Here is a 17,177-nt window from a genome sequence, read left to right as displayed (position 1 = left end):
CGGGGGCGACGGACATGATCGTGCGGATGTGGGAGGCACGCGCGGAGGCGTACGGCGTCGCCGACCTGATCACCTGGGTGTGCGACACCGCCCTGCCCGAGGTGGAACACGACCCGCTGTACGTCTCCAGTGAGGTCTTCTCCTCCACCGACCACCGGGTGGTGGTCATCTCGAAGTGGCGCAGCAACCCGCGCCCGCTGCCCGAGCCGCCCGCCCTGCTGGTGGCCCGTGCCCCGCACTCCTGGGACTTCACCCAGGTCGACCGCTGAAACCGCCCGCCCCGACCGCCGATGGTCAGCTGCGGCGCAGCATCCGGTAGGTGGCGATGCCGCCGGTGCCCAACGCGGCGAGGAACACCAGCCAGACGACGGTGCTGCTGACTCCGACCTGCGGGCCGGGGTTGGCCGCGGCGGCGGCCAGCAGGCCGTCCTTGCCGGGCGCGGGCAGCGCCGCCGGCGGCAGCTCGGGCCAGCGGACCAGCCCGGTGCTCTCCAACATCTGCATGTGGTGCATCACGAAGCCGTTGGCGTCGTCGCAGAGCTTGCGCACGATGGGGTCCCGGGTGCTGGCCCGTACCGCGCCGATCACCGGGAAGATCTTGCCGTGGGCCACCCGGAGTCGGGTGACGAAGATCTGGTCGAACCGGGCGCCGGAGGCTTTCTGCATCTCCGACAGCCAGCCCTTCTGCTCGGCGGTCGGCTCGGTCGGAATGCTCGCGCCCAGCTTGTTGGCCGCGTCCACGACGAGCTGGTCGAGCCTCTGGTGCTCGTTGGCGATGCCCGCGCCGATCTCCCGGACCTTTGCCGACTGGCCCTTCTCGGCGGCCATCTGTCCGGCCGGCATCTCCCACAACCCGGCCAGTCGTACCCCGTTGAGCAGGGTCATGTCGGCGGCGTTGAGTTGTTGCCCGCCGCTGGGCGCGGCGACGGCCGCGCCGGGCAGGACGGCGATCCCCGCGACGGCGGCGATGAGCAGCATCGCCGCCCGGAGGGCCCGGTTACCCAGCCGGCGACGGGCGGATCTGAGCGGTGCCATGTCTGCGGTGCCTCCTCGGTCCCGACCGAAACGCGTCCGAATCGGGCAGCCGCATCCCTGCCGGCTGCCCGTCCGTCCACTGATACGGACTGACCGCCCGATCAGTTCACCGGTTGGCGCGCTTCAGCGGGTGACGGCGATGAAGCCGCCGAGCAGCAGCAGTGTGAGCGCGGCGATGGCGAAGAGCACCAGCAGCTCACGGTGGCCGTGCCCTGCCGGGTCACCGCCGGCCGTCGCGGCGGACGGATCGGCGAGGGCAGGCAGGTCGCGGGTCAGCGCGGCCAGGTCACCGAGGGTGCGCGCGGTCCACACCGCGCCGGCCCGGTCGGAGAACTCGTCCAGGGTCAGCCGACCCGCGGCGGTGTGTCGGTGCAGCTCGGCGACCACCCTGTTGCGGTCGTCGTCGGACGCGCGCAGCTGGACATCCACGCCGACAGGGTACGCGCTCAACCGGCGTCGAGCGGGTCCGCGAGCAGCCGTTCGAACGCCAGCTCGGCCGCCCCGATCAGAGCCGCGTCCTGACCCAGCTTGGGTGTGCGCAGGCGGACGTTTTCCAGGCAGGCACTCAGCGCGTTGGAGTTGAGCCGGCTGCGGACCTGGGCTGCCGAGGCGAGGTACAGGTCGCGAATGGTCCCACCGAAGATGACCATCTCCGGGTTGAAGATGTTGACCAGATTGGCCACGCCGAAGCCGAGCCAGTCGCCCGCCTGGCGGACCGCCGTCTGGGCGCGCGCGTCGCCCCGGCCGGCGGCGTCGAAGAGCGCCAGCAGCGCGTCCCGGCCTCGGGCGTCCGGCCGGCTGGCGGCGCGGAACAGGCCGTGCTCACCGATCACCGTCTCCCAACAGCCCCGGGAGCCGCACTCGCAGGGCTCACCCTCGCGGAGCACCTGCATGTGGCCGACCTCGCCGCCGTACCCGCCGTGCCCGGTCAACCGCCGCCCACCGGCGATGATCCCGGCACCCACGCCGACGTCGCCGTACAGGTAGATGACGTTGTCGCAGCCCGCCGCCACCCCCCGGGCGTGCTCGGCGAACGCTGCCACGTCGGCCACGTTGCCCACCGTGATCGGTTGGTCCAGGCCCAGTTCGGCGCCGAGCGCCGCCCCGATCGGCTCGTCGACCCAGCCGGTCGCCGGCGCCCGCCGGGCCATCCCGTCCTCGCGGCGCATCATCGGGCAGACCGCGACGCCGGTTCCGACACACAGGGCGCCGGCCGGCACCGCCTGCTGCATCTCCTTGACCGCCCCGGCCAGCAGCGGTGCGGTCTCGACGGCCAGCAGGCCCCGTGGCCGGTCCAGCTCCCGGCGGTCCAGCACCGCGCCACCGAGACCGATGCGGGCGGCCCGCAGCCGGTCCACCTCGATGGAGTACGCGTACGCGTAGACCCGCACCGACTCGGGTCGGACCACCAGGGACGGTCGGCCGGCACGCCTGGTCTGCTTCGGCGTCGTCTCGCTGACCAGCCCGGCTCCGGCCAGGTCGGCGGTCAACGCTCCGATGGTGCTGCGGTTCAACCCCAGCGTCGTGGTCAGCTCGGCGCGGGTGGTCGCCCCGTGGACGTGCACGTGGCGCAGCAGGGCGCCGAGGTTCTGCCGGCGGATCTCGTCCTGACTCGGCCCGGCGCGCATGGTCGTCGACACGGCGTGCCCGTCGTCAGCGGGCGCCGGCCGTCGCCGAGCGGCGACGGGTGACGGCGTCGACGCTGGCGGCGAGCAGCAGCACCACGCCGGTGACCACGTACTTGACCCCCGCGCTGTACCCCATCAGGCCCATTCCGTTGTCGATGACCGCGACCACCGCCCCACCGAGCACGGCGTCGAGGACGCGTCCCTTGCCGCCGAAGAGGCTGGTGCCGCCGATCACCGCCGCGCCGACGGCGTAGAGAAGTACGTTACTGCCACCGGTGTTGGGATCGACGGAGTTGGCCCGGCTGGCCGCGACGATGCCGCCGACCGCGGCCATCGACGAGCAGACCACGAACACCGAGATGCGGATGCGGTCGACGTCGATGCCGGCGCGGCGGGCCGCCTCCTTGTTGCCGCCTACCGCGTAGATGTGCCGGCCGTAGCTGGTGCGGTGCAGCACGAAGGTGAGCAGGACCAGCAGCGCCGCGATGATCGGCACCACCACCGGTACGCCCCGCAGCGAGACGACCAGCACGTTGCGGCTGCGCTCCAGGTTGAGGATCAGCACCGCCACGCCGAGCAGGACGGCGAGCCCGGCGATCCGCGCGACGACCACCGCGATCGGGTCGGTGACCAGCCCTCGGGCGAGCCGGTTGCGGTGGCGCAGCAGTTGCACCGCCGCGAAGCCGGTGATCGCCACGGCGCCCAGCAGCCAGCCGGCGGCCGGGCTGAGGTTTCGGTTGGCGATGGCGAGCAGCACGTCGTCGCGGACCGAGATGTTGCGGCCCTCCTTCATGAGCATCAGCACGATGCCCTGGAAGGCGAGAAAGCCGGCGAGGGTGACCACGAAGGACGGTATGCCGACCTTGGTGACCAGGACACCGAGGGCGGTGCCGATGAGCGCGCCGGTGACGATCGCGGCGAGCACCGCGACCCACCACGGGTAGCCGAGCACGGTGGCCACGTTGGCCAGCACCGCTGCGCACACGCCGCTGGCGAAGCCGGCGGAGAGGTCGATCTCGCCGAGCAGCAGGACGAAGACGAGGCCCATCGCGATCAGCGTGACCGCCGCGCCCTGGGTGAAGAGGTTGGCGAAGTTGCCGGCCGACAGGAACGACGGCCGCATGATCGAGAAGACCGTGCAGAGCACGATCAACCCCAGAACGGCCGGTAGGCCGCCGACGTCGCCACCACGCACCCGACTCAGGTAGGTGCGCAGGTAGTTGCCGACGGTCGGTGCCTCGGGCGCGGCCGGAGGGTCCTCCCGGCGGACGGAGGTGGTGGTCATCGGACGCCTCCTGTCGTCACGCCGGCGGGCCAGAGGCCGTCGTCGGTGCCGCCCGAGGTCGGGCCGGTGGCGAGCCCGAGGCGGCCCGAGCGACCGGAGGTGATCAGCTCGACCACCTGGGCGTGGGTGATGTCGGTGGTCCGCACCTGGGCGACCATCTGGCCGAGGTACAGCGCGGCGATGCGGTCGGAGATGGCGAAGACATCGTTCATGTTGTGCGAGATGAGGACCACGGCGAGGCCGTTGTCGGCCAGCCGGCGGACCAGTTCGAGGACCTGGGCGGTCTGCGCGACGCCCAGGGCGGCGGTCGGCTCGTCCAGGATGACGAGGCGGCTGTTCCACAGCACCGCCTTGGCGATGGCCACGGTCTGGCGTTGCCCGCCGGAGAGGTTGGAGACGTGCTGGCGCAGCGACTTGACGCTGCGGACGGAGAGCCCGGCGAGCGTCTCGGCGGCCATCTGTTCCATGGTCGGCTCGTCCAGCACGAGGCCGCTGCGCTTCTCCCGACCGAGGAACATGTTCTGCACGATGTCCAGGTTCTCGCAGAGCGCGAGGTCCTGGTAGACGATCTCGATGCCGAGGGCCGCGGCGTCCCGGGGGCTGCTGATGGTGACCGGCTCGCCGTTGAAGAGGAAGTCGCCGGCATCGGTGGGGTGGATGCCGCTGATGCACTTGACCAGGGTCGACTTGCCGGCGCCGTTGTCGCCGACCAGTGCGGTCACCTCACCGGGATGGGCCGAGAGGGCCACGTCGCGCAGCACCTGGACGGGACCGAAGCTCTTGTCGATCCCGCGGAGTTCCAGCAGGGGTGTCCCGGACAACGGGTCTCCTTCGGACAGGGGTGGAGATTTTCTGGAACGTGCCCGGTCAGCGGACGCCGGCGTCGGCGCAGAGTTTGGCGTACCCACCGGAGCAGACCTCGGCCCGGGTGACGAAGTCGGCCGCGATCACGTCCGAGATGTCGTCGCGGTAGACGGCCCGCGGACTCAGCAGGACCGCCGGGACGTCCCGACCGGTCTGCGGGTCGCGTACCGTCTGCCCGGTGTCCTTGGTCCTGCCCCGCGCCACCGCGACGGCGAGGTCGGACGCGGCCTCGGCCTCCTCCCTGATCGCCTTGTAGACCGTCATGCACTGGTCGCCGGCGAGGACGTTCTGCAGGCCCTGCGGGTCCGCGTCCTGGCCGGTGACCGGCACCCGGCCGTTGAGCTTGTTCTTCTTGAGCACCGAGATGACGGCGTTGGCGACGCCGTCGTTGGCGGCGATCACTCCGTCGATCCGGCCGTCGGTCTGGGTCAGCTGCTGCTCGAAGATCGTGGCGGCCTGGGCGTTGTCCCAGTCCGGCACCGCGTCCACCGGTCCCTTGGTGTATTCCCTCGCGTCGAACTTCGGCTGGAGCACCGAGTCGTAGCCACTCTTCAACTGACTGGCGTTGTTGTCGGTGGGGGAGCCGTTCAGGTAGGACACGACCGGCTGCCGTACGCCCTTGGCGGCCAGGCACCTCACGAGGCCCTCGCCCTGGAGTCTGCCGACGGCCTCGTTGTCGAAGCTGACGTAGTAGAGCGCTGAGCCGCCCACGGTGAGCCGGTCGTAGTCGATGGTGGCGACCCCCTGCGACCTCGCCTTGTCGAGGACGGCCTTGCCGGTGCCGGAGTCCAGGTTCACGATCATCAGCGTGGTGACGCCATTGGTGATCATTTGTTCGGCGATGGTCTGGAACTGGCTCTTGTCACCCTGGGCGTTCTGGATGTCGTACCTGACCCCCGCCCGTTGGAACGCCTCCTCCAGGAACCTGCGGTCGGCGCCCTCCCACCGGGCCGAGGACTTGCTGTCCGGCAGGATCACGCCGATCTTCGGGGTCCTGGCGGAGTCGCCGTGGTCGGGTCCGCCGAGCGTGTCGCCACAGGCCGCCGTACCGCCGGAGGCCAGCAGGCCCACGGTGGCGAACGTGAGGAGCCCCTTACGCATGTGCAGGGTCCTTTCCGGGGTGGGTGGAGTGTGGTGTTTGTTGTGCCCGGCAACGTATGGTGCGGTGGCCGCGTCCACAAGACCGCCGGGGCCGGGACTTTGTCCGCCGGGGTAACAGTTCGGCAACGTGGCCGTCACTCGGTGATCACCTGGCCGGGACGTCGCTCGTCCGGCCGCTGCCGCGTCGCTCCCGGGTCCTCGGGGTCCTGCCCTCGGGGCACGAGTGGTCAGCGGGCCCGGAGCGGAGCGGTCCGGGCGTCCGTCAGCGCCACCAGATCCGCCGCGGCCAGTTCGAGTTGAAGGCCGCGTCGGCCGGCGGAGACAAAGATCGTCGGCAGGTCCAGTGCCGAGTCGTCCAGGACGGTGGGCAGCCGACGACGCTGCCCGAGCGGACTGATCCCGCCGCGTACGTAGCCGGTGGCCCGCTCGGCGACCGCCCGATCGGCCAGCGTCGCCCTCTTACCGCCGACCGCCGCCGCGAGCGCCTTGAGGTCGAGCTCGCCGCTCACCGGAACGACCGCCACGGTGAGGGCGCCGTCGACCTCGGTCACCAGCGACTTGAAGACGCGCCCCGGTGCCACACCGAGCGCCTCCGCCACCAACGCGCCGTAGTTCGGCGCGTCCGCCGCCACCCGGTAGGGGTGGGTGCGATGCGCGATGCCGCGCCTTCCCAGCAGTGCCGTCGCCGGAGTGCCCTGTCCCGCCACGGCAACGAACCTAGTCGACCGGCTGGCAGATCAACACGGTCGGCGCCCCGGCGACGCGAGTGAGGACCAGGCTCGCCGCCGCCTCGCCGGCCAGCCGCAGGTCCCGCCGAAGCTGCTCCGGGGTGAGCGCCGAGCCGCGCTTGAGGATCTCCACCCGGCCGACCCGGCGATCCCGCAGCAGCGCCCGAAGGCGCTTCAGCGAGAACGGCAGCACGTCGGTGATCTCCAGGCAGCGCCCGTACGGGGTGCGGGTCGGGCTGTCGGCGTAGAGGTAGGCGATGCTCGGGTCACCGAGGGTGGCGTCCAGCTCGCCGGACAGCTCGGCGACGAGGTGCGCGCGGACCACGGCCGGGTCCGGGTCGTACAGGTAGCGGCGGGGCGGCCCGACCGGGGCCTCGGTGGCACCCGAGCCGGTCAGCTGGTGACACCGGCCGCCCGGCCGGTGAAGGGTCGCGCGGCGCGGCACCTCGGCAAGGTCGCCGCACCAGAGCGCCGCCTCGACCAGGTCGCCGTCCACGCCGACCCACTCCGCCTCCGCGCCGGCCGGAATGAGGGCGTGGTCCAGGCCCGGCGCCACCTTCACCACCGTGCGCGGCACCCGCTCGGCCAGCCCCGTGACGAAGTCCCACGGCGGTGAGTAGGCGCGCGGGTCGAAGATCCGCCGCCCGGTGCCGGTGGTGCGACGGGCGGGGTCGCAGAAGACACCGTCGACCCGGGACACGTCGAACGCGGTGGCATCCCCGCACTCGACCGTGAACAACTCCGCCAGCCCCGCCGCCGTGGCGTTGGCGGCGGCCATCGTGGCGGTCACCGGGTCGGCCTCCACCCCGTACACCCGGATGCCGGCGCGGGCGGCGGCCAGTGCGTCGGCGCCGAGGCCGCACCCGAGGTCGGCCAGGGTGCGCACGCCGGCCGCGTGCAGCCGGGCGGCCCGACGGTCGGCGACCACCCGGCGGGTGGCCTGCTCCAGGCCGGGGCGGGTGAGGAACATCCCGGCGGCGGCCGGGCCGAACTTGCCGACCGCGCGGTGGCGCAGCTCGGCCTGGGTCAGTGCCGCCGCGGCCAGCGGCGGCGGCACGCCGGTCGCGCGCAGCGCCGACGCCGCGGCCAGCGGGTCACCGCCGGCCAGCCCGGCCGCCGCCGCGAGTGCGGCCGACCCCTCGGGGGTACGCAGCGCCGCCAGCTGATCGAGATCCACCCGGCCATTCTCCCGATCGACCCTCGAATCTCCGCTGGCGGGGCGCGACGCGCTGGCACTCTCCTTGACGGAGTGCTAGCCACGGAATAACCTGCGATTAGCACTCTCACCATGAGGGTGCCAGCTCCCGGGTCTCGCGACCCGGGTGCGCAACGCCAGGCGGACCGGCACCCGCGACGACGGTCCCGCCCGGTGGCATGAGGCAGATTGACGCTGGTCGGCCCCGCTGACCAGCAACGAAACCAGTACCCCAGGAGGGTATGCCCGTGACTACCGCGACCAAGGTTGCGATCAAGCCGCTCGAGGACCGCATCGTGGTCCAGGCGAACGAGGCTGAGACCACCACGGCGTCGGGCATCGTGATCCCCGACACCGCCAAGGAGAAGCCGCAGGAGGGCACTGTCCTCGCTGTCGGCCCGGGGCGCGTCGACGACAACGGCAACCGGGTTCCGGTTGACGTCAAGGTCGGCGACACCGTCCTCTACTCGAAGTACGGCGGCACCGAGGTCAAGTACGCCGGCGAGGAGTACCTGGTGCTCTCCGCCCGCGACGTCCTCGCGGTCATCGAGAAGTAAGCAACCGATCAGTGTCATTGCCCCGGTCCGGCTCGCCGGGCCGGGGCAGTGGCGCTTCGAAGGGACATTCATGGCGAAGATCCTGAGCTTCTCGGACGACGCCCGACACCTGCTGGAGCACGGTGTCAACGCCCTCGCGGACGTGGTCAAGGTCACCCTCGGCCCGCGCGGGCGCAACGTCGTCCTGGACAAGAAATTCGGTGCGCCGACGATCACCAACGATGGTGTGACCATCGCCAAGGAGATCGAGCTCACCAACCCCTACGAGAACCTCGGCGCGCAGCTGGTCAAGGAGGTGGCGACCAAGACCAACGACGTCGCCGGCGACGGGACCACCACCGCGACCGTGCTGGCCCAGGCGATGGTCCGCGAGGGCCTGCGCAACGTCACCGCCGGGACCAACCCGGCCGGCCTCAAGCGGGGCATCGACGCGGCAGCCACCAAGATCTCCGAGGCGCTGCTCGGCCGCGCCGCCGAGGTCACCGGCAAGGAGTCGATCGCGAACGTGGCGACGATCTCCGCACAGGACTCCACCATCGGCGAGCTGATCGCCGAGGCGATGGAGCGGGTCGGCCGCGACGGTGTCATCACCGTCGAGGAGGGCTCCGCGCTCACCACCGAGCTGGACGTGACCGAGGGTCTCCAGTTCGACAAGGGCTTCATCTCGCCGAACTTCGTCACCGACCTGGAGAGCCAGGAGTCCGTCCTCGAGGACGCGTACATCCTGGTCACCACCCAGAAGATCTCGGCGATCGAGGAGCTGCTGCCGCTGCTGGAGAAGGTCCTCCAGAACAGCAAGCCGCTGCTGATCATCGCCGAGGACGTGGACGGCCAGGCGCTGTCCACCCTGGTGGTCAACTCGCTGCGCAAGACCCTCAAGGTCTGCGCCGTGAAGGCTCCCGGCTTCGGTGACCGGCGTAAGGCGATGCTCCAGGACATCGCGATCTCCACGGGCGCCGAGCTGGTCGCTCCGGAGCTGGGCTACAAGATCGACCAGGTTGGCCTGGAGGTGCTCGGCACCGCCCGGCGCGTCGTGGTCGACAAGGAGAACACCACGATCGTCGACGGCGGGGGCCAGTCCTCCGACGTTGCCGACCGGGTGGCCCAGATCCGCAAGGAGATCGAGGCCTCCGACTCCGACTGGGACCGGGAGAAGCTGGCCGAGCGGCTGGCGAAGCTCTCCGGCGGCATCGCCGTGATCAAGGTGGGCGCGGCGACCGAGGTCGAGATGAAGGAGCGCAAGCACCGCATCGAGGACGCCATCGCGGCGACCAAGGCTGCGGTCGAGGAGGGCACCGTGCCCGGCGGCGGCGCCGCCCTGGTGCAGATCCTCTCGGTGCTCGACGACGACCTGGGCTTCACCGGTGACGAGAAGGTCGGCGTCTCGGTCGTGCGCAAGGCGCTGGTCGAGCCGCTGCGCTGGATCGCGCAGAACGCCGGCCACGACGGATACGTCGTGGTCCAGAAGGTCGCCGCCAAGGAGTGGGGCAACGGCCTCAACGCCGCCACCGGCGAGTACGTCGACCTGGTCAAGGCCGGCATCATCGACCCGGTGAAGGTGACCCGCAACGCGGTCACCAACGCCGCCTCGATCGCCGGCCTGCTGCTGACCACGGAGACCCTCATCGTGGAGAAGCCGGAGCAGGCCGAGCCGGCCGCCGCCGGTGGGCACGGCCACGGTCACGGCCACCAGCACGGCCCGGGTTTCTGACCCGGTAGCGGTACCGATCCGGGGCACACCGTCGTACGGCGGTGTGCCCCGGCCCGTTCCCCCGGGTATTACCGAGCGCTGACACCGTTGGCGGCCGGACAAGTTGATCGCGCACACTGGGCCGATGAGCACCACGTCGCGGCGCTACGCCGCGCTGGCCGGAGTCACCGCCGCCGCCGTCGCGATCGGGATCGCGGAACCCGTGGCGGTGCTGACCGGTCCCCGGTCGGCGCCGCTGGTCGCGGTCGGCGGTGTTGTCGTCGACGCCGTTCCGGAATCGCTGAAGCAGTTCGCCATCGACCTCTTCGGCACCGCCGACAAGATCGCCCTGCTGGTCGGCACGGCCCTGTTGCTGGGCGCGTTCGCCGCTCTGTTCGGGGTGCTGTCCGTACGCCGGTTGGCCCTCGGCCTGGCCGGCATCGGGGCGTTCGCCGCCGTCGGCGTGGTCGCCGCGCTGACCCGTGCCGGCGCGGACGCCGCCGACGCACTGCCGTCGCTGGTCGGGGGCAGTCTCGGTGCCCTCGTGCTCTGGATGCTCATCGCCGGCCCGTTGGAGCTGGACCCGTGGCCGTGGTCTCCGCCCACCCCGACCACGTCCCCCGCGGGCGCACCGGTGTCGCCGGCCGGCCCCGTGCCGTCGGACAGCCTGCCCGTGCCGGTGACCCCCGCGGCGCCGCCGGAGCCGGCCGTGCTCGGCACGGCGGCGCCGGCTGTGGGGGTCGACCCGGAGTCGCGGCGGAGATTCCTCACCGGCGCCGGGGTGTTGCTCGGTACGGCCACCGTGGCCGGACTCGGCGGCCGCTGGCTGGCCGGACGGCGCGGTGTGTCCGCCGCCCGGGAGGCGATCCGGCTGCCCGCGCCGGTCGCCCCCGCGCCGGCCCTGCCGGCGGGCGCCGACCTGTCGGTGGCCCAGCTCGCGCCGTACGTCACACCGAACTTCGGGTTCTACCGGATCGACACGGCGTTGGTGGTGCCGCAGGTGGACCCGGCGACGTGGCGGCTGCGGATCCACGGTCGGGTCGGTACCGAGCGCACCTACAGCTACGCCGACCTGCTGGCCCGGCCGATGGTCGAGCGGTACGTCACGCTGGCGTGCGTCTCCAACGAGGTGGGCGGTGACCTGATCGGCAACGCCCGCTGGCTCGGTGTGCCCCTGCGTGAGCTGCTGGACGAGGTTCAACCGGAGGAGGACGCCGACCAGGTCGTCGGCCGGTCGGTCGATGGCTGGACCTGTGGCACTCCCACCGCCGCGCTGCGCGACGGGCGGGACGCGCTGCTCGCGGTCGGCATGAACGGCGAGCCGTTGCCGGTCGAGCACGGATTCCCGGTCCGGATGGTGGTGCCCGGCCTCTACGGCTACGTGTCGGCGTGCAAGTGGGTGACCGAGCTGGAGCTGACCCGGTTCGCCGACTTCGACGCGTACTGGGTGCCACGCGGCTGGTCAGCCCAGGGGCCGATCAAGACCCAGTCGCGGATCGACGCGCCACGGTCGCGCAACCGGCTGACCACCGGCCCGGTGACGGTTGCCGGGGTGGCCTGGGCGCAGCACCGGGGCATTCGCGGGGTCCAGGTGCGCGTCGACGGCGGCCCCTGGCAGCAGGCGGAGTTGGCCCCGACGGTGTCGGTGGACACCTGGGTGCAGTGGTCGTGGCGCTGGGACGCCACGCCGGGGGAGCACAAGCTCCAGGTCCGGGCGACCGACGCGACCGGCGAGACCCAGACCGAGCGCACGCAGGACGTCGCTCCGGACGGCGCCACCGGCTGGCACACGGTCACCGTCACCGTCCGCTGACCCGCACCCTGCGCGTCCGGCCGTTGGTCCGAGCAGCCTCCCCGGGCCGGGCCTGTCGTGCGGGCCGGGCCTGTCGTGCGGGTCGGGCCTGTCCTGCGGGTCGGGTCTGTCGTGCGGGTCGGGCCTGTCGTGCGGGTCGGGCCTGTCGTGCGGGCGCCGGCCGAAACGATGGCCCCAGCGGTGCCGCGTGCAAGCGCCTCCCGGCCCATCCGAAGGGCGACATCGCCCGCGCTGTCGAGATCTTGGACAGTTGACGTCAGGCGCGGACGGTAAGTGTCCAAGATTGCGTCCAGCTGTGCGCGGGGGTGCGGACAGACGAAGAACCGCGCCCTTCGGGGGCGCGGTTCTCGGCTTTGGCGTGGGAGGTGGTGCGCCAGTCAGGCGACGTTGCGCTGGGCCGGGACGGTCGACTTGTGCGGATGGCCCAGTCGGGCTTCCAGCCGCGTCACGTCGACCCGGGCCTGCCGGCGGTCCGCCAGGTCCTCCCAGCCGACGGCGAGCAGTCGTAGCCGCTCCGCCTCGCTGAAGCCACCCCAGACGCCGTACGGCTCGCGGACCGACAGCGCGTGCGCGGCACACTCGGCACGGACGGGGCAGGCGCGGCAGACCGCCTTGGCGGAGGATTCCCGCCGCAGCCGGGAGGAGCCCCGTTCGCCGTCGGGGTGGAAGAACTGGGCGCTGTCCCGCCCTCGGCAGGCACCGAGACGCTGCCAGTCCCAGAGATCGACGATGGGTCCGGGCAGTCTGCGTACGTTCGACATCAGCACCCCTCCTCCCGCGCGGCACCGCGAGATCCTTGTGGCCGGCTTCCGGGCGGCGGGCCGCGCAGGCGCACCGTTCCCGGCCTGGACTTCCCGGTACCCGTGCTGTCCCCGACTCACACTTCTGTGATCGAGAAGGCCTGGCGACTTGCGGCTTTTGCCCCATCTGTCGGAAAAGTTCGAAGGATTGCCGGGAACCTCCTCCCCAGCCCACCCCGCCATGGTCTGCTCGTCAGCGGAGAGGAGACCACAGTGCGTACCGTTCTTGTGTGCGTTCGGACACCACTCGCGGCCCAGCACCTGGCTTCCGCAGCCGCGCGGCTGGGGTTGTCCGCGATCGTTCGTACCGCCGTCTCCGATCCCGAGGTGATGCTGCGGTTGGCCGAGCGACCGGCCGACGTGGTGCTGGCCGACACCGCCCTCACCCGACCGGACAGCGCCGGCTTCGTGCGCCGGGTGCTGGCCCGCGCACCGCAGGCCGCGGTGCTGCTGCTCGGCGCGGAGGAGTCCGAGGCCGCGGCGGCCACCATCAGTGCCGGTGCCCGGGGCCTCATCCAGAACGCCGACCACGACCTGACCAGCGCGGTGGCCAAGGCGCTGCTGCTGCTCAGCGCGCCCGGTCGGGCCAACCGGCAACGGGCCACCGACCCGGCCCGGGACACGGCGGCGGTCGGCGGTTCCGCCCGCCCCGCGCCGTCGCTGCGCGGCGCCGCCGAGCCGGGCTGGGCCGCCGCGCCCGGTGAGGGGCCGGCGGGCGTGCCGTCCGTGCCGGTGCAGCGTGGCGACGACGAAGCCGAGTCGGCGAACGGCGAGTCGGCGAGCGACCAGGGCGACGCGACGCGCCCCGCTCCGGCCGCCCGGCCCGCCCGGGCGTCGATCGGGCTCACCGAGCGGGAGCTCCAGGTGTTGCTGGGCATGGCCGAGGGCAAGAGCAACGCGGAGATCGGTCGGGAGCTCTTCGTCTCGGAGGACACCGTCAAGACCCACGCCCGCCGGCTGTTCCGCAAGCTCGGCGCCCGCGACCGCGCCCACGCCGTGGCCGCCGGCTTCCGCGCCGGCCTGGTCGCCTGACCAACCTCGGGTGGTGGCTTCCCCGACCGGGGAGGCCACCACCTCCGTGTCACCACAGATCTGGATCGTGACAACGAAGTCGCGCCGAGTGTGCCGGCTGGGCGGGTCTCACTCCCCGGAGGTTGGGGTGCCCGGTTCGTCCTCGGTGCCCTCGGTCAGGGTGTCGTGCACCCCATCGGCGTAGCCGCGGGCATAGTCCCAGGTGACGTAGTGGTCCGGGTCCGGGTCGTAGGCGGGCTCGTGCACCCGGGGGCGACCCGAGTTGAGCAGGTGCCGCAGGTTGCCCCGGAGCAGGTCCCAGTCGAAGTAGTGGGGCTCCCGGCAGTCCTCGCACTCGATCACCAGCCCGCGGACCCCGATCGGGGCCAGCAGCGCCTGATAGATCTCCAGGTCGGCGAGGTCTTCCAGCACGTCCTGCCGCTCGACGTCGGTCAGCGGATCCGGCGTCGCGTCGTCGCCCGGGTCGTCCAGCCCCGCGGTCGGATCGGCCGGGTCGCCGTTGAACGGGTCGATGGGCTCGTCGTGCACCCCCTCACCGTAGACCCAACGCGGCGGGGACGTCCGCCCCCGGCCCCGCGCCGGGCCGGCCCGCCACGACAGGGGTCGCCCAGCTCACTGGGTACGATGGGGGCGACGCGCGGCCGATCTGGCGCGCTCCGGTGCCTGCCCGCGCCACCTCGCTGACGCCCGTCCCAGCAGCTCAGGGGAGCAATCGTGGAAAATTCGCCCAGCACCGATCTTCCGACCGGCGTGGACCAGAGCGAGCTGGGCGGTCACCTGCCCGAGCTGCCGGCCGGCTCGGCCCGGGTGATTCCGCTCGGCCTGACCTTCGACGATGTGCTGCTGCAGCCTGCTGAGTCCGACGTCGCGCCGAGCGACGTGGTCACCGCCACCCGGTTGACCAAGGCGATCGAGATCGCCATCCCGCTGGTCTCCAGCGCGATGGACACGGTCACCGAGGCCCGGATGGCCATCGCGATGGCCCGCAACGGCGGCATCGGCGTCCTGCACCGCAACCTCTCGATCGAGGACCAGGCGCAGCAGGTCGACCTGGTCAAGCGCTCCGAGTCGGGCATGATCACCAACCCGGTGACCTGTTCGCCCGAGGACACGGTGCGCGACGTCGACCGGCTCTGCGCGAAGTTCCGGATCTCCGGGCTCCCGGTCACCGACGCCGACGGCGCCCTGGTCGGGATCATCACCAACCGCGACATGCGGTTCGTCTCCGACCCGGCCACCCCGGTCCACGAGATCATGACCAAACTGCCCCTGATCACCGCGCCGGTCGGGGTGAGCAAGGCCGACGCGCTCGACCTGCTGCGCAAGCACAAGGTTGAGAAGCTGCCGCTCGTGGACGCCGGCGGTCGGCTGCGCGGGTTGATCACCGTGAAGGACTTCACCAAGAGCGAGCAGTTCCCGCTGGCGACGAAGGACGACTCCGGCCGTCTGCGGGTGGCGGCCGCCATCGGCTTCGGTGAGGAGTCCTACAAGCGGGCCCGGACCCTGGTCGACGCCGGCGTCGACGTCATCGTCGCGGACGTGGCGCACGGGCACAGCAGGGCCATCGTCGAGATGATCCAGCGCCTCAAGCGGGAGACCGACGTCCAGGTGATCGGGGGCAACTCGGCCACCTACGCCGGAGCCCGCGCGCTCGCCGAGGCCGGCGCGGACGCCGTGAAGGTGGGGGTCGGCCCCGGCTCGATCTGCACCACCCGGGTCGTCGCCGGGGTCGGCGTACCGCAGATCACGGCCATCATGGAGGCGGCCCGGGCCTGCCGGCCGCTCGGGGTGCCGGTGATCGGCGACGGTGGCATGCAGTACTCGGGGGACATCGCCAAGGCCCTCGTCGCCGGCGCCGACTCGGTGATGCTGGGAAGCCTCCTCGCCGGTTGCGAGGAGAGCCCGGGCGAGCTGATCTTCATCAACGGCAAGCAGTACAAGTCCTACCGGGGGATGGGGTCGCTGGGCGCCATGCAGAGTCGGGGCGTGCAGAAGTCCTACTCGAAGGACCGCTACTTCCAGGACGACGGGACCTCCGACGACAAGCTGATCGCCGAGGGGATCGAGGGGCAGGTCCCCTACCGCGGCACGCTCTCGGCCGTCGCCCACCAGCTCGTCGGTGGGCTGCGCCAGGGGATGTTCTACAGTGGCGCCTCCACCATCACCGAGCTGCACGAGCGGGGTCAGCTGATCCGGATCACGGCGGCGGGGCTCAAGGAGAGCCACCCGCACGATGTGCAGATGATCGTCGAGGCGCCCAACTACCACTCCCGCTGACCATCCCCCAACAACCTGGAGTCCCCCATGCGTGACGTGGTCGAGATCGGGCTGGGCAAGACCGCGCAGCGCGGCTACCACCTGGACGACATCGCCATCGTGCCGAGCCGCCGGACGCGGGACGTCGACGACGTCTCCACCGCCTGGCAGCTCGACGCGTACCCGTTCGGCATCCCGTGCGTCGGGCACCCCTCGGACGCCACGATGAGCCCGTCGTCGGCGGTGCGGCTGGGCCAGCTCGGCGGCCTCGGTGTGCTCAACGTCGAGGGGCTGTGGACCCGCTACGAGAACCCGACCAAGGTGCTGGAGGAGTTGGCCGGCCTCGACGAGGACGCCCGCGCCACCAAGCGGCTCCAGGAGGTGTACGCCGAGCCGATCCGTCCCGACCTGATCGCCGAGCGGGTCCGTGAGCTGCGCGCCGGTGGCGGCACGGTGGCGGTGCGGGTCTCCCCGCAGCACACCCTGGCGCTGGCCCCGGTGATCCTGGACGCGGGGGTGGACATCCTGGTGATCCAGGGCACCATCGTCTCGGCCGAGCACGTCTCGACCACCGACGAGCCCCTGAACCTCAAGGAGTTCATCGCCGACCTGGACCTGCCGGTGATCGTCGGCGGCTGCACCGACTACAAGACCGCGCTGCACCTGATGCGTACCGGCGCGGCCGGCGTGATCGTGGGCATCGGTGGCGACGAGTGGTCGACCACCGAGTCGGTGCTGGGCATCCGGGTGCCGATGGCCACCGCGATCGCCGACGCCGCGGCGGCCCGGAGGGACTATCTCGACGAGACCGGCGGCCGGTACGTGCACCTGATCGCCGACGGTGACATCCAGACCTCGGGCGACATCGCCAAGGCGCTCGGCTGCGGTGCGGACGCGGTGATGCTCGGCGAGCCGTTGTCGCTGTGCGACGAGGCGCCCGCCGGTGGTGCCTGGTGGCATTCGGCGGCGAGTCACCCGTCGCTGCCGCGTGGTGCGTTCGAGGTCTCCGGCGAGCCGATCGGGTCGATGGAGCAGCTGCTCTTCGGTCCGGCCGACGAGGCCGACGGTCAGCTCAACCTGTTCGGTGGGCTGCGCCGGGCGATGGCCAAGTGCGGCTACCGCGACCTCAAGGAGTTCCAGAAGGTCAGCCTGGTCCTCGACCGCTGACCTGCGCTGACCTCGCGCGCCGATCG

At 71.9% G+C, this 17,177-nt stretch carries 17 protein-coding genes; 7 read left to right on the top strand and 10 right to left on the bottom strand.

The window, feature by feature from the left end; translation table 11 throughout:
• The first annotated feature begins 14 nt into the window (after window positions 1-14).
• Window positions 15-269 carry a hypothetical protein gene (locus ACLJN9_RS15205; protein WP_410812005.1) on the top strand — a complete coding sequence of 85 codons (255 nt, stop codon included), beginning with the start codon at window positions 15-17 and terminating at the stop codon, window positions 267-269.
• A 25-nt stretch (window positions 270-294) separates the two neighbouring features.
• On the opposite strand, the gene ACLJN9_RS15200 is transcribed toward ACLJN9_RS15205, so the two are convergent.
• From ACLJN9_RS15200 to ACLJN9_RS15165, 8 genes are all read right to left on the bottom strand, one after another.
• A complete protein-coding gene (locus tag ACLJN9_RS15200) occupies window positions 295-1,035 on the bottom strand; it encodes a DUF4142 domain-containing protein (protein WP_410811946.1) in 741 nt (246 codons plus the stop codon).
• A 123-nt stretch (window positions 1,036-1,158) separates the two neighbouring features.
• A complete protein-coding gene (locus ACLJN9_RS15195) occupies window positions 1,159-1,464 on the bottom strand; it encodes a DUF1707 domain-containing protein (RefSeq protein ID WP_410811945.1) in 306 nt (101 codons plus the stop codon).
• A 17-nt stretch (window positions 1,465-1,481) separates the two neighbouring features.
• A complete protein-coding gene (locus ACLJN9_RS15190; protein WP_410812004.1) occupies window positions 1,482-2,663 on the bottom strand; it encodes an ROK family protein in 1,182 nt (393 codons plus the stop codon).
• 25 nt (window positions 2,664-2,688) lie between these two features.
• Window positions 2,689-3,948, bottom strand: a complete 1,260-nt coding sequence (locus ACLJN9_RS15185; RefSeq protein ID WP_410811944.1) for a sugar ABC transporter permease — start codon at window positions 3,946-3,948, stop codon at window positions 2,689-2,691.
• Window positions 3,945-4,769, bottom strand: coding sequence for an ATP-binding cassette domain-containing protein (locus ACLJN9_RS15180; RefSeq protein WP_410811943.1), 825 nt, complete (start codon window positions 4,767-4,769; stop codon window positions 3,945-3,947). Before ACLJN9_RS15180 ends, ACLJN9_RS15185 begins: the two co-directional genes overlap by 4 nt.
• Window positions 4,770-4,815: 46 nt before the next feature.
• Window positions 4,816-5,913 carry a sugar ABC transporter substrate-binding protein gene (locus ACLJN9_RS15175; RefSeq protein ID WP_410811942.1) on the bottom strand — a complete coding sequence of 366 codons (1,098 nt, stop codon included), beginning with the start codon at window positions 5,911-5,913 and terminating at the stop codon, window positions 4,816-4,818.
• 227 nt (window positions 5,914-6,140) lie between these two features.
• Complete coding sequence (ybaK, locus tag ACLJN9_RS15170) at window positions 6,141-6,620, bottom strand: Cys-tRNA(Pro) deacylase (protein WP_410811941.1); 480 nt, start codon at window positions 6,618-6,620, stop codon at window positions 6,141-6,143.
• 10 nt (window positions 6,621-6,630) lie between these two features.
• Window positions 6,631-7,818 (bottom strand): THUMP-like domain-containing protein, encoded by a 1,188-nt coding sequence (locus ACLJN9_RS15165; RefSeq protein ID WP_410811940.1) that lies wholly within the window; start codon window positions 7,816-7,818, stop codon window positions 6,631-6,633.
• A 260-nt stretch (window positions 7,819-8,078) separates the two neighbouring features.
• Here ACLJN9_RS15165 and groES point away from each other — a divergent pair, with 260 nt between their 5' ends.
• The 3 genes from groES to ACLJN9_RS15150 all read left to right on the top strand — a co-directional run bounded on the left by groES (window position 8,079) and on the right by ACLJN9_RS15150 (window position 11,896).
• Window positions 8,079-8,393, top strand: coding sequence for a co-chaperone GroES (gene groES, locus ACLJN9_RS15160; protein WP_130404589.1), 315 nt, complete (start codon window positions 8,079-8,081; stop codon window positions 8,391-8,393).
• A gap of 70 nt (window positions 8,394-8,463) precedes the next feature.
• Entirely contained in the window at window positions 8,464-10,104 is a 1,641-nt protein-coding gene (gene groL / locus ACLJN9_RS15155) for a chaperonin GroEL (protein WP_410811939.1), read from the top strand.
• A 124-nt stretch (window positions 10,105-10,228) separates the two neighbouring features.
• A complete protein-coding gene (locus ACLJN9_RS15150) occupies window positions 10,229-11,896 on the top strand; it encodes a molybdopterin-dependent oxidoreductase (RefSeq protein WP_410811938.1) in 1,668 nt (555 codons plus the stop codon).
• 377 nt (window positions 11,897-12,273) lie between these two features.
• Here the strand turns inward: ACLJN9_RS15150 and ACLJN9_RS15145 are convergent, their stop codons facing one another.
• Window positions 12,274-12,657: a WhiB family transcriptional regulator gene (locus tag ACLJN9_RS15145; protein WP_410811937.1), complete on the bottom strand. Its 384-nt coding sequence runs from the start codon at window positions 12,655-12,657 to the stop codon at window positions 12,274-12,276.
• 252 nt (window positions 12,658-12,909) lie between these two features.
• Between ACLJN9_RS15145 and ACLJN9_RS15140 the strand changes: the two genes are divergently transcribed.
• Window positions 12,910-13,728 (top strand): response regulator transcription factor, encoded by an 819-nt coding sequence (locus ACLJN9_RS15140; protein WP_410811936.1) that lies wholly within the window; start codon window positions 12,910-12,912, stop codon window positions 13,726-13,728.
• A gap of 108 nt (window positions 13,729-13,836) precedes the next feature.
• Here the strand turns inward: ACLJN9_RS15140 and ACLJN9_RS15135 are convergent, their stop codons facing one another.
• A complete protein-coding gene (locus ACLJN9_RS15135; protein ID WP_410811935.1) occupies window positions 13,837-14,256 on the bottom strand; it encodes a DUF5319 domain-containing protein in 420 nt (139 codons plus the stop codon).
• Between the two features lie 186 nt (window positions 14,257-14,442).
• Between ACLJN9_RS15135 and guaB the strand changes: the two genes are divergently transcribed.
• Together guaB and ACLJN9_RS15125 are read left to right on the top strand one after the other, a co-directional pair.
• Window positions 14,443-16,005 (top strand): IMP dehydrogenase, encoded by a 1,563-nt coding sequence (gene guaB, locus ACLJN9_RS15130; protein ID WP_410811934.1) that lies wholly within the window; start codon window positions 14,443-14,445, stop codon window positions 16,003-16,005.
• Window positions 16,006-16,032: 27 nt separating this feature from the next.
• A complete protein-coding gene (locus tag ACLJN9_RS15125) occupies window positions 16,033-17,151 on the top strand; it encodes a GuaB3 family IMP dehydrogenase-related protein (protein ID WP_410811933.1) in 1,119 nt (372 codons plus the stop codon).
• Window positions 17,152-17,177 lie beyond the last annotated feature (26 nt).

This window comes from Micromonospora sp. 067-2 (genome assembly GCF_046549295.1).
GTDB lineage: Bacteria > Actinomycetota > Actinomycetes > Mycobacteriales > Micromonosporaceae > Micromonospora.
The sequence above is the reverse complement of the archived record's forward strand: the minus strand, read 5'-3'. Positions and strand labels throughout refer to the sequence as shown.